The organism is Nonomuraea sp. NPDC051941 (genome assembly GCF_044593615.1).
In genome coordinates this window covers 273,527-285,270 of sequence record NZ_JBIUCF010000005.1, presented here as the reverse complement: position 1 = coordinate 285,270, position 11,744 = coordinate 273,527, and the positions used below count along the sequence as shown (strand labels likewise).

11 protein-coding genes are annotated in these 11,744 nt (G+C 71.2%); 1 reads left to right on the top strand and 10 read right to left on the bottom strand.

Going from position 1 to position 11,744, the window contains the following annotated elements; translation table 11 throughout:
* The 9 genes from ACIHFD_RS12350 to ACIHFD_RS12310 all read right to left on the bottom strand — a co-directional run bounded on the left by ACIHFD_RS12350 (position 1) and on the right by ACIHFD_RS12310 (position 8,935).
* Positions 1 to 594: a pentapeptide repeat-containing protein gene (locus ACIHFD_RS12350; RefSeq protein ID WP_363974338.1), complete on the bottom strand. Its 594-nt coding sequence runs from the start codon at positions 592 to 594 to the stop codon at positions 1 to 3.
* A gap of 17 nt (positions 595 to 611) precedes the next feature.
* A complete protein-coding gene (locus ACIHFD_RS12345; protein WP_350727869.1) occupies positions 612 to 1,772 on the bottom strand; it encodes a cation:proton antiporter in 1,161 nt (386 codons plus the stop codon).
* Between the two features lie 8 nt (positions 1,773 to 1,780).
* Positions 1,781 to 2,263: a cation:proton antiporter regulatory subunit gene (locus tag ACIHFD_RS12340; protein ID WP_319713832.1), complete on the bottom strand. Its 483-nt coding sequence runs from the start codon at positions 2,261 to 2,263 to the stop codon at positions 1,781 to 1,783.
* Positions 2,264 to 2,318: 55 nt separating this feature from the next.
* Complete coding sequence (locus ACIHFD_RS12335; protein ID WP_397366869.1) at positions 2,319 to 3,383, bottom strand: fatty acid desaturase family protein; 1,065 nt, start codon at positions 3,381 to 3,383, stop codon at positions 2,319 to 2,321.
* 228 nt (positions 3,384 to 3,611) lie between these two features.
* Positions 3,612 to 4,745, bottom strand: a complete 1,134-nt coding sequence (locus ACIHFD_RS12330; protein ID WP_397366868.1) for an FAD-dependent monooxygenase — start codon at positions 4,743 to 4,745, stop codon at positions 3,612 to 3,614.
* 26 nt (positions 4,746 to 4,771) lie between these two features.
* Positions 4,772 to 6,340, bottom strand: a complete 1,569-nt coding sequence (locus ACIHFD_RS12325; RefSeq protein WP_350727866.1) for an MFS transporter — start codon at positions 6,338 to 6,340, stop codon at positions 4,772 to 4,774.
* A gap of 79 nt (positions 6,341 to 6,419) precedes the next feature.
* Positions 6,420 to 7,820 carry an FAD-binding oxidoreductase gene (locus ACIHFD_RS12320; RefSeq protein WP_397366867.1) on the bottom strand — a complete coding sequence of 467 codons (1,401 nt, stop codon included), beginning with the start codon at positions 7,818 to 7,820 and terminating at the stop codon, positions 6,420 to 6,422.
* Positions 7,821 to 7,837: 17 nt separating this feature from the next.
* A complete protein-coding gene (locus ACIHFD_RS12315) occupies positions 7,838 to 8,083 on the bottom strand; it encodes a hypothetical protein (RefSeq protein ID WP_350727864.1) in 246 nt (81 codons plus the stop codon).
* 69 nt (positions 8,084 to 8,152) lie between these two features.
* Complete coding sequence (locus ACIHFD_RS12310) at positions 8,153 to 8,935, bottom strand: hypothetical protein (protein WP_350727863.1); 783 nt, start codon at positions 8,933 to 8,935, stop codon at positions 8,153 to 8,155.
* Between the two features lie 357 nt (positions 8,936 to 9,292).
* On the opposite strand from ACIHFD_RS12310, the gene ACIHFD_RS12305 reads away from it, so the two are divergent.
* Positions 9,293 to 10,999, top strand: coding sequence for an exo-alpha-sialidase (locus ACIHFD_RS12305; RefSeq protein WP_397366866.1), 1,707 nt, complete (start codon positions 9,293 to 9,295; stop codon positions 10,997 to 10,999).
* On the opposite strand, the gene ACIHFD_RS12300 is transcribed toward ACIHFD_RS12305, so the two are convergent.
* A complete protein-coding gene (locus ACIHFD_RS12300; protein ID WP_397366865.1) occupies positions 10,987 to 11,634 on the bottom strand; it encodes a DUF4142 domain-containing protein in 648 nt (215 codons plus the stop codon). The two genes, ACIHFD_RS12305 and ACIHFD_RS12300, sit on opposite strands and share 13 nt — an antisense overlap.
* Between the last annotated feature and the right edge of the window lie 110 nt (positions 11,635 to 11,744).

The window sequence follows — 11,744 nt, the reverse complement described above, 5'->3', positions numbered from 1 at the left end:
CTACTCGCGTACGTCGAGCCCCAGCGCGCCGGCCACGACCGTCGCCTGGAACGGGTCGATGATCGCGTTCTTGAGCGTGACGGTGAGCGGGTCGAGCGTGCTCAGGTCGCTGCCGCGCAGGTCGCACCGCGTCAGGTCGGCGCCGCGCAGCGACGCGCCCGACAGGTCGGCCCGCCGCAGCTCGGCGCCCTCCAGCCGGACGCCCGACAGGTCGGCCTCCCGCAGCCGGGTGCCGCGGAAGACGCTGCCCCGCAGGTCGGCGCCGGCGAGGCCGACGTACGACCAGTCACCGCCCTCGACCTTGAGCAGCCCGTACGTGCACCCGTCGAACACGCTGCCGGTCAGCTTGCATCCGTCGAACGTCGCGTCGAAGAACGAGCACCGCGTGAACGTGCAGTTGACGAAGCGGGCGTCGTCGTGGACCGACACGTTGAAGCGCACGTTGCTGAAGTGGCACTCCTCGAAGGAGGAGCCGTGATCGACCAGTTCGGTCATGTCCACGTCCTGGAACAGCACCCGGCGATGGCTCTCGCCGGAGATCTCCAGGCTGTCCCAGTCGGTGGACCAGATCGTCTTCTCGGTGGGCTGGGTCATGCGAACAAACTAGCGGATCAGGACCGCTTGGCGATGGAGGTGATGAGAGGTTGCACGAGCTTGGCCGCCAGGGGCCCGAAGGCCGCCAGGATGAGGACGTACGCCGCCGCCAGCGCGCCCAGGTCGGGGTGGGCGCCCGCGCCCACCGCCAGGCCCGCGATGACGATGTTGAACTCGCCGCGCGGGATGAGCGCGATGCCCGCCCGCGCCTGACCCGCCTTGCCGATGCCCGCCCGCCTGGCCGCGTACGCGCCGGTCAGCAGCTTGGTGATCATGCTGACCACCGCGAGCAGCGCGGCCAGCCCCGCCACGGGAAGGATCTTCGCCGGGTCGGTCTGGAGGCCGAAGAAGACGAAGAACACCGCCGCGAACAGGTCGCGCAGCGGCGCCAGCAGCGCCTGCGCGTCCTCGGCGAGCTCGCCGGACAGCGCAATGCCGACCAGGAACGCGCCGACCGCCGCCGACACGTTCAGCTGCTGGGCGAGCCCGGCCACGAGCAGGGCGAGCCCGACCACCTTGAGCAGCAGCACCTCGTTGTTGGGGCTGGCCACGAACGCCTCGATGAAGCGCCCGAACTTGAGCGCCACCACCAGCACCGCGCTCACGGTCAGCAGCGCGACGCCCACCGCGACCGCCCCGCTGGCCAGGCTCAGCCCGGCCAGGATGGTCGTCAGGATCGGCAGGTAGACGGCCATCGTCAGGTCTTCGAAGACCAGCAGCGACAGCACCGTCGGCGTCTCCCGGTTACCGATCCACCCCAGATCGGACAGCACCTTGGCGGTGATGCCGGAGGAGGTGGCGTACGTGACGCCCGCCATGGCCACGGCCGCGACCGGGCCCCAGCCCAGCAGTAATGCGCAGATCGCGCCGGGGGCGGCGTTCAGCACCAGGTCGACGATGCCCGCGCGAACGTTGCCGGTCAGGCTGGTGACCAGCTCGTCGGCGTTGTACTCCAGGCCGAGCGTCAGCAGCAGCAGGACGACGCCCAGCTCCGCGCCGACGGAGACGAAGTCGTCGCTGGTCGCCAGCGGCAGCACCCCGCCGGTGCCGAACGCCAGGCCGGCGATCAGGTAGAGCGGGATGGGCGAGATGCCCACGCGCAGCGCGAGGGCGCCCAGGATTCCCAGGGCGAGGACAATGGCACCGAACTCGAGAAAGAGGACCGCGGTGTGGTGCACCCGCGGCCCTACCCGTCCGCCAGGATGCCGGCCACCTCGGCGGTGGTGTCCTCGCTGCCCACGACGACCACGACGTCGCCCGCGGCGAACACGAAGTCGGGGCCGGGGCTGGCGAAGACCCGCCCGCTGCGCACGACGGCCACGATGGAGGCGCTGGTACGGGTCCGCACCCGGGCGTCACCCATGGGACGCCCGGCGTAGGGGGAGCCGTCCGGGACGGGCAGCTGCACGCTGACCAGGCCCTCGACCTGCTCGTGCAGCTGGTTGAGCCGCTGCACGATGCGGGGGGCGCCGAGGAGCTCGGCCAGGGCGTCGGCCTCCTCGTCGTTGAGCTTGACCACGTGGCAGACGGCGTCGGGATCGTCCGCGTCGTAGATCACCAGGTCCCGGCGACCGGTGCGATGGGACACCACGCCGACCCGCTGTCCTTTGCGGGTGGTGAAGTCGTGTCGTAGCCCGATTCCCGGCAGCGCTGTCTGTTCGACCTCCACCTATCCCCACCCGCTCAGATCAGCCTATTTGCGACTAAACCCTACCAACACGTGCTTATGGCCTCTGCTCCGCAGAGACGGGCTCGGTCGCCCTCGATGCCGCCTCGCGTAGCGGGCGTCCGACCTCGTGCAGGTGCCGCAGGGCCTGGCCCCACGACGCGAACAGGCCGCATTCGAGGTAGTCGACGCCGAGCCGCTCGCAGTACTCGCGGACGATGGGCTGCGCCTTGCGCAGGTTCGCGGTCGGCATGCTGGGGAACAGGTGGTGCTCGATCTGGTAGTTCAGGCCGCCGAGCGCGGTGTTGACCAGGCGCCCGCCGCGTACGTTCCGGGAGGTCAGGACCTGGCGGCGGAGGAAGTCCAGCTCGTCCTCGGCGGTCAGGACCGGCATGCCCTTGTGGTTGGGCGCGAACGTGCAGCCGAGGTAGACGCCGTAGCAGGCCTGGTGCACGATCACGAACACCAGCGCCGTGCCGAAGGGCAGCACCAGGAAGACCGCCCCCAGGTAGGCGAGCACATGCGCGCTCAGCAGCAGCCCTTCGATCCCTCTGTTCTTGAGCGAGGGGCGGCGCAGCGCGCGGAAGCTCGACACCTTCAGGTTCACGCCTTCGAGGGTGAGCAGCGGGAAGAACAGGAACGCCTGCCAGCGCCCGATGAACCGGGGTATCCCGCGCGCCTCCTCGGCCTGCTTCTGCGACCAGATCAGGCTGTCAGGCGCGACGTCGGGGTCGTGCTCCTCATGGTTGGGGTTGGCGTGGTGGCGCGTGTGCTTGTCCATCCACCAGCCGTAGCTGAGCCCGACGGCCAGGTTGCCCACCAGCAGCCCGGCGATCCTGCTGATGCGCCGCGACCGGGAGATCTGCCCGTGCGCCAGGTCGTGGGCCAGGAGCGTCACCTGCGCGAAGGCCACGGCCAGCAGCACCGCGACCGGGATCTGCCACCAGGAGTCCCCGACCATGGCGAACAGCGCCCAGCTCCCCGCGAAAAGCCCGGACACCATGCCGATCCTGGCCGCGTAATAGCCTGGCCGCTTGTCCAGCAGCCCCGCCTCGGCGATGCGGCGTGACAGTCTCGCGAAGTCGCTGCCGCGCCGAACGGCGGCGGTCCCCACAGTCCCCACGTTTCTCTCCGATGCTGACGAGTCGTATGTGATCACTCATCAGCATCGCGAGAGACGGGGGTCCGGCGGACCCCCGCTGTCACCCGTTCTCTTGGTAGTGCCCGCCCTACCATCGGGGCGCCCGGTGGGCGCCCCCGCCGCCTGGGGACAGGGCCGGTCCATCGCACTCAGCGTGGCACTGGACGACCTCACCTCTGGTGGGGAATGGCGGGCGGCGGGGACACCGGCTCAGATCGGCTGCAGTGCCGTTTGCAGGGCCGCGGCGTCGCCGTAGATGTGCAGGTCCGGACGGAAGGCCGCGAGGTAGGCGGCCCGGTCGTGGAAGGTCGCGGCCAGGGCGTCCCCGTAGTCGATCAGCTGCCTGTGGGCGTCCCTGCGGGGCTCGTAGCGGGCGGACAGCAGCCGATCGAGCAGGTCCGCGTCGCCGCCGGCCGCGCAGATGACGTCGGCCAGGAGCTCGGCGTCGTGCAGCGTGTAGCTCATGCCCATCCCGGTCATGGGGTGGCAGGCGAACGCGGCCGAGCCCAGCAGCGCCGCGTTGCCCTTGTGGTACTCCGCCACCCGCATCGAGGAGACCTTGATCCGCTGCCAGGTCGCGGGCTGGAGGACGTTGAAGGCGTCCGAGCTGTCGGTGACGAACTTCTTCAGCGCGTCGATCAGCGCGGGGATGCCGTCCTGGAAGATCTCCTTGTCGTCCTCGGGGGGCAGGCCGACGAACACCCTGGCCTGGTCCCTGTTGATCGGATAGAGGTAGGCGAACCAGCCTTCCGAGCTGAAGTACAGCCGGTTGAGCTGGGCGACGCTGGCTGTCAGCGGGACGGTGGCCACCCGCATCAGCAGCCGCTCGTACGGCAGCGTGCGCTGCTCGATGTCGAGCGCCTGCCGTACGGCCGACCTGGTGCCGTCGGCGCCGATCACGACGCCGGCCCGCAGCCTGCGCCCGTTCGAGAGCGTCAGCTCCTCCACGCGGCCGTCGCCGATCGCGATGTCGTCGATGCTGGCGTCGAACCAGAACTCGACGCCCTCCATGACGCAGCTCGTGTAGATGAGCTCGACCAGCTCCCGGTAGGGGCGGACCAGGAAGCCTCCCTCCGGGAAGCGGCACTCCTGGATGGGGTCGCCGTCGTGGTAGTAGCGGATGGTGTCGCGCCTGAGGCCATGGCGTCCGACCAAGTCGGCCAGCCCGTGCCGGGCCAGCACCCGGAGCCCGGGGGGCTTGAGGAAGTCCGCGCCCGCGCTGGGGACCGATGGTCCCTGTTCGATGACGACGACGCGCTGTCCGCGGCGACGCAGCAGCAAGGCGAGGAAGCAGCCGCCGAGCCCGGCGCCGACGATCGCTACGTCGCACGATGTGGTTGCCATGACGAGAGCCCTTTCGAATGGTTGAACTAGTTCGGGTTCCCGCGGGAACCGGCGAGCGGGCCTGGCTCGGCCGCCCGCGGCCGCGGGATGTGGTCCGTGGGGGGTGTGCGGGTCTCGGCAGGCAGCAACGCGTCGGCCTCCGCCGCCACGGTGGCGAGAGTCATGCGCAGTTCCAGCAGCATCCGGCGCGGCACTTTGATCATGACGTCGCCCGGGTCGGTCCGCAGCCGGGTGATCTTGGTGAGGGCCAGCGCGCCGATCAGCACGGAGATGGCCACGCACATCGCGAGCGCGCCGGCCAGCCCCGCGAAGGGGCCGGTCATGAACGGGTGGTCGATGACGACCGACACGACGGCGACGCCGACGGCCCCGCCGACCATGCGCGCCATGGTGGCCGCGCCGACGGCGGAGGCGTACTGGTGGGGGCGGGCGGCCAGGGTGGTGGCGACGGAGGTGCCCGGCGCGAGCGCGCCGACGCCGATGCCGACCACGACGCTGGCGATCAGGCCCCACACGGTGGGCCCGGCCTGTGTCAGCACGAGCACGCAGGCGCCGCCGCACAGCAGCGAGCCCGCGTAGATCAGCCCGTACGCGCCGACCCGCTTGACGATCCGCCCGGCCAGGAAGCTCGTCACGACGACCGCCACCGACGTGGGTGTCAGCCACATGGCCACCTCGAGCATGGGGTAGCCCAGGTGGAGCAGGTACAGCGGCTGCACGGTCAGCAGCCCGTACGACAGGGCGCCGAAGCCCCAGGTCGCGAGCCAGCCCCAGACGAATCTGGGACGCCGCCACAGGGCCAGGTCGATCGCGGGCAGGCGGTGGTGCTTGGCCTGCGCGAACGCGCCGCCCAGCAGGGCCAGCGCGGCCAGCGCCAGCCACACCACGTCCATGCCCCAGGCCATCGCCTTGGAGATGGCCAGCACGATGACCGCGATGCCCGCGGCGAGCAGCCACGCGCCGAGGACGTCCGGCAGGCCCCTGGCGCCGGCGCGCTTACCCGGCGGAAGCGCGGCGCAGGCGATCAGGAGCGCGACGCCGATAACGACGTCGGGGACGAACAGGGCCCGCCAGCCGACGGAGACGACCAGCCAGCCGCCGCCCGCCTGCATGAGCAGGCAGCCCAGCCCGGAGGCGGAGCTCCAGAGAGCGATCGCGCCGCGCCGCTGCGACTCCGGCAGCTCTCCGAGCAGCAGCCCGAGGCTGGCCGGGATCATCGCCGCGGCACCGGCGCCCTGGACGGCCCGAGCCGCCAGGACGTACGACCAGGAGTCCACCAGGACGGTGGCGACACCGCCCAGGACGAACACCACGAGCCCGACGGCCAGGACCCGTCGGCGGCCGAACAGGTCCGCCCAGCGGCCCGCGGTGGCCAGCAGCGCCGCGATCGGGATGAACGCCGCGCTGGTCAGCCAGACCAGGTCGCCCAGCGGCATGCCGGCCCCGGCGGGTGTGTACCGCAGGACTCCGACTGCCAGGGTGGTGGCCGTGGTGTCGGCCATCACCGTCAACATGACACCCGCACCGACCAGCCGCAGCATCACGGCGTGACGACGGTCGATGGTGCTCGTCCCCCGCGCTGGTGACGAACGCACGTGGTCACCTCCAAGCTATGAGTGGTCTCCGCCGACCGGCACACTCCGGATGTGCGACCGGCGGAGGTGGGTCGTTCGGTTATGCGCCGTAGCGGCCGGGCGAGAGCAGGCCGTCCGGGTCGAGGGCGGTCTTGAGCCGGTGCAGCATGCCCAGGCTGGCGGTGCTGGTCTCCGACCACACGTCGGCGGCGGCGTGGTCGATGTCGGAGCGGTAGATGGCGCACCCGTGGCTGCGCAGCAGGCAGTTGCCGTCGTTGCGGAGCTGGTGGGCGCGGTAGGGGGCGTCCGGCGCGCCCCGTTCGAAGAAGATCTGGATGACGCCGTTGGCCATGTGCCGGCTGACGAGGTTCCACTCGACCATGAGCGCGGTGGTGTGCGCGTCCACGGCCGTCTGGAGGGCGGCCAGGATGTGTTCGGTCCTGCGGGCGTGCGTCGGCATCAGCGGCATCAACGCCAGGAAGCCGGTCTGGCCCTCGTCGATCTGGTCGCAGGAGGTGACGCGGAGGGCGTTGCGCACGCCCAGGCAGGTGGGGATGCCCTGGGACATGAGCGCCCTCGGGTAGAGCGGGTCGTCGGGGCCCACCTCGGCCGCGTCGACCACGCGCAGCGACTCGGCGCCCTCGACCTCGATGAGCGCCTTGCGCAGCAGTTCCTCGGCCAGTTCGACGGTGGCGTCGCTGCCGAGCAGCGGCCCCATGACGGTGAACAGGCCGGGGTCGACGCCCCTGGGCAGGAACCAGTCGCCGTGGCTCGGAACGAGCGCCAGCTCGCGCACGCGCAACATCCCGTCGGCGGGGTTGCCGCGGCGCAGGAATCCGGCCATCGCGTCGAGCGCGACGCCGACCTGGGCGCGCGGCATGCGGCCGTAGACGAGGCCGACGGTCTGCGGGCGCGGCACGAGGGCGACGGCCATGGCGGTGACGATGCCCAGGTTGTGCTGGACGAAGGCGGGCGTCAGGTCGGGCCCGGCGACCCGGCCGTGATAGCGCCCCGCCGGGTCCAGCCCGCCGGTGGTGACCACGCTGCCGTCTGCCAGCACGGCCTCCAGCCCGGCCACGTCGTGCACCCGGGAGCGGAAGGTGCCGTCGCCGCGGTCCAGGGCGTTGCCGACGACGGAGGTGTCGGCGCAGGAGTTGGTGACGTTCAGCATCCAGGGGGTGTCGCGCAGCGCCTCGGCGAGCTGTGCCTGGGTCACCCCGGGTTCGATGATCGCGAAGCCGGCTTCCAGGTCGAGGCCGCGGATGCGGTTCATGCCGCTCAGGTCGACGACCAGGTTGTCGTCGGTGACCGGCACGGCCGAGCCCATGCCCCAGTTCTTGCCGGTGCTGATCGGGTAGAGGCGGCGGCCGGTCCTCATGGACTGCCGTACGAGCGCGCGTACCTCGTCGAGGCTGCGCGGAGTGTCGATGCCCGCCACGGAACGCGGTTGGTGACCCCCGACGTCGTGCGACTTCAGCTCCAGTCGCTCTAGGTCCTGCATGACTCTCCTCTTTCGGCTCACGCGGTGTGCTGGAGCAGGTCGTCGATGGAGCCGATGGCCTGGTTGGACATCTCCCTGATGCCGAGCAGCCGCTGCTCGACGTACTCGTCGGGCTCGGTGGTGGTGTCGGGGAGGTCGAGGGTTCCGAGCGGCGCCGACTGCACGGGGACCTCGTGCAGGCCATAGGGGTGCCGGCGGGGCCGGATGTCGGTGTCCCGGGTGTCGCGGATGGTTCTGGCGGGCAGGTGCGGGGGGGTTCGCATGACGGGAGCTCTCCTACCGGACTCGATGGGGTTTTTCCGGGCGACCGCTCGCCGTTGAGCGGATCTGGGTCAGCGTGCGCCCTCCCTGTGGTCGAGGTGGTCGACCACCGGAGTGACGGCCGCGGGGGTCGCCCGCGGCACGCCGTGGTTGATGACGCTCGCGGCGATGCGGCGCTCCGCCAGCCCCATGTGGGGACGGCCGGCGGTGCCACCGGTGCTCGGCCGGGCGCCGGCCGAGCCTCGGATCATGGAGCTGGCGTGCACCCATCGGCGCGACTCCAGCAGCACGTCGCGCTGGGCGCGCGACAGGTCTGAGTGGCGGGCGTACTGCTCGCAGACGGCCCGCGCCAGCACCCGCGCCATGACGAGGTGCTCCGCGCAGGCGGCCGAGACCTTCGCCTCCAATCCGATGACCTGGGCGAGGAGCAGCTGCAGGTGGGACAGCCCAGAGCTGCGCTCGAACCCGTCGAGCTCGGCCAGCCGCTCGGGCCAGCGCAGCCGCCGTTCGACCGAGGCGTTCACGGCGGCGACGATCTCCGTGGCGGGCTCGTCCGGGCGCCGCCCTTCGAGCTGTACGGCCCGCTGTGCGGTCGACTCGAAGTCGGTCAGCCGGCGCAGCCCGCTCTGGAGCAGGCGTACGCGATTGTGCAGGCAGGCGGCGCTCCAGCCGAGGACCAGCAGCCGGTCGGCGTCGGCCTCGCAGTGCCAGCCGACCAGCGCGACCTCGCGCGCCATGCGGTGGTAGAGCACCCAGGACTCCTGCGCGGGGACCGGCACCGGGGTGTCGATCCACACCTGCAGGCCGCCCGGGGGTACTTCGTCGACGCCGACGTCCACGCCGGCGGGCGCCACTCTGGCGCAGATTCGCTGAACCACCCGTTGCTGGGCGGCTGTCTCCGGCGCCAGAGGCACCGGGCCTGGCAGCACTCGCTCTGGGGCCACTCTCGCCCTCGGCTCGATGCTCATCTGGGGCCACCTCCCGACCCACGGCCTACGTAAATTGACACTTAATAGTGCCGTCCCGATCGTCGTCAGAGAGGGGTTTTCTGTCAACTGGTACTTAACAAAACCAGCATGGGTCCCCCGCCGCCCGATCGGCGGCCGCCGTGAACCCGCGACTTCCCGCAGGTGAATCCGGTGTTACGGAGCGTGGATCATCTAGAGTCCGAACGGTTCGGTCAGTTCGGGAGAGATGCGGGGAGCGAGCCGGTGTGGGTGCCAAGATCCGTGGTCGTGGCCTTGTCGGTGGCCGCGGGACTGCCCGCGCCGCCTGACGCGACGCAGGCGGCGGCCGGTTACTGCCAGCTACCGGATCACTCCCAGCCGTCCATCCCGGGCGAGGCTTACCTGATCGATACTGCTTCCTCACCAGACTGGATTCATCCCAATCCGCCGCCCGTCGACCGTGAGCCGACGGAGTCCGAACGGCTCGACTTCGCGGGCTTCCCGAACGTCTCGGTCCTCGACGTCGTGGGCCCCGGCGGGGCTCCCCGGCAGAAGGTGATCAGCACCTTCACCACGAACGTGGACCAGATCGTCACCCTCACCAACTCGGTCGCGGTCTCCGGCGACGGCGGGCTCGCGTTCGGCCCGGCGAACCTGACGCCGCTCCGCGAGGCCCCCATCCAGCTGCTCGACGGCCGCTACTTCGCCACCGAGTACTACCTGCAGGTCACCGGCCCGCACACCGGCACGCTGGGCGTGCTCACCACCTCGTCGCTGGAGGACGGGGAGAGCTGGGTGCGCTCGGAGGCGGCGCTGACCACGCCCGGCGAGCTGCTGCCCGGCGGGGCCACGCACGGGCTCCCGGTGCAGCTCGCCGACGGCACGATCCTGATCACGATGTACGCCCAGTACCGCGACACGGGGATGTACCAGGCCGAGCTGTACGCCAGCCGGGACGGCGGCCGGACGTTCGAGCGGCGCGGCGTGATCGGGCCGCCGTCCGACGGGCTGGTCTACAACGAGGCGAGCATCGCGCAGACGATGGACGGCAGCCTGCTGGCGGTGCTGCGCCGCGACGGCGGCCGGTTCTCCACACTGCACCAGAGCCGCTCCACCGACGGCGGGCGCACCTGGTCGCCGGTCGGCGAGCTGCGCTTCGCGGGGCAGGACTGCGTGGTCCGCGGCGTGGCGCCCCGGCTGCTGCTGATGCCGGACGGCGTCCTCGTGCTCAGCGCCGGGCGCCCGGACAACTGGTTGGCCGTCTCCCCCGACGGGCTCGGCGATGAGTGGCTGGAGCCGCGGGTGACGTACCACAACCGCGACGGCATCTGGCCCGTCCACGGCTCGTCCGGCTACACCGGGATCGCGGCGCTCGGCCCACACCGGCTGATCCAGGTGTTCGACAACTGCAAGCTGCCGGGCGTGCGCCGCGACGGCCTGCTGGACGAGACCGCCTGCCCGGCGCACGGGCGCTTCGAGAACCACGGCTGGTACGCGATCAAGCGGCAGCTGTTCACGATCGATCCCCCCGGCCCCGGCCTGCTGGACCTGGCCGCGATGCGCCGGAGCGGCCGGTTGAGCGTCGAGACCACCATGCGCTGGACCGGCCGGCCCAGGAGCCGTCCCGGCGGGGCCTTCGACGGCAGCACCGGCTACTGGTCGAGCGCCGTCGCCCGGGGCCGCGGCCGGTACGTGCTGCACCTGGACCGCCCGTACGCGCTGACCCGGATCGGCCTCAGCCTGCGCCCGGGCCATCCGGCCGGGGCCCGCGTGTACGTCTCCGAGGACGGCCGCTCCTGGGGCGAGCCCGTCGTCACGATCACGGACCGGACGGACTACGCGATGCGGTACGAGGAGATCGACCGCACCGGCCGGCACATCAAGATCGTCACTGAGCCGAGCTCCGGCTGCGAGCCGGAGCTCGGCCGGACGTGCAGCATGCTCAACGAGATCGAGCTCTACTCGCCGTGAGGCGTCTCCGGTCCCGGGATCGTCTCCGTGGGCGTGCCGATGGACGATTCGGTGGGCGACCCAGTAGGCGACCCAGTAGGCGACTCTGTGGGTGTCTGCGTGGGCTGGCCGCCCCCGGACTGCCGCAAGGCGGTCAGGTGCGCCACCAGCGCCGGCTCGGCCGTCCTGGCCAGCGCCACCACCGTCGGCGAGGTCCCGTGGGAGATCTCGACCTTCGTGGCCGCCAGCGTCTGCTGGTGCGCGTTGATCATGGCGGCCGTGAAGTCCTGGTCGAACTCGTCGCGCGGCGAGTCCTGCAGCTCGGCCAGCATGGCGCGCTGGTCGGCGCTCGGGGACATGGGCAGCGGGATGCGGAGCCGCGTGGCCGCGTTGGTCACCTGCGTGTCCAGCTTGGTGTGGTCCACGACGAGCATCTTGCCGATCGCCTTGATCCGCGCCGTGCTCCCCTTGCCCACCCCGAGCTGCCCCGCCTGGACCTCGGCCAGGTTGGCCTCGTGGATGCCCCGCATCCAGGCCTTGTCCTGCTCGGACGGCTGGGTGTCGGTACGCGACACCAGGCCCGCGGTGTCCGTCGGCACGTCGGCACAGCCCCCGAGAGCGGCGAGGGCCACGGCGGCCAGCAACAGTGTGCGCATGAGCATTTCCTATAACATTGTGATACGACTCAAATACAGTACGTAATCACCCCTTCCCCCAAAACCCGACATCCCACCCCCGGGCGCGCGGAGCCGGGCACGAACGATAA

Coding starts and splice junctions, on each gene's coding strand:
- ACIHFD_RS12300 (WP_397366865.1), bottom strand. CDS start 11,634: ATGCGCACACTGTTGCTGGCCGCCGTGGCCCTCGCCGCTCTCGGGGGC.
- ACIHFD_RS12320 (WP_397366867.1), bottom strand. CDS start 7,820: ATGCAGGACCTAGAGCGACTGGAGCTGAAGTCGCACGACGTCGGGGGT.
- ACIHFD_RS12350 (WP_363974338.1), bottom strand. CDS start 594: ATGACCCAGCCCACCGAGAAGACGATCTGGTCCACCGACTGGGACAGC.
- ACIHFD_RS12315 (WP_350727864.1), bottom strand. CDS start 8,083: ATGCGAACCCCCCCGCACCTGCCCGCCAGAACCATCCGCGACACCCGG.
- ACIHFD_RS12330 (WP_397366868.1), bottom strand. CDS start 4,745: ATGGCAACCACATCGTGCGACGTAGCGATCGTCGGCGCCGGGCTCGGC.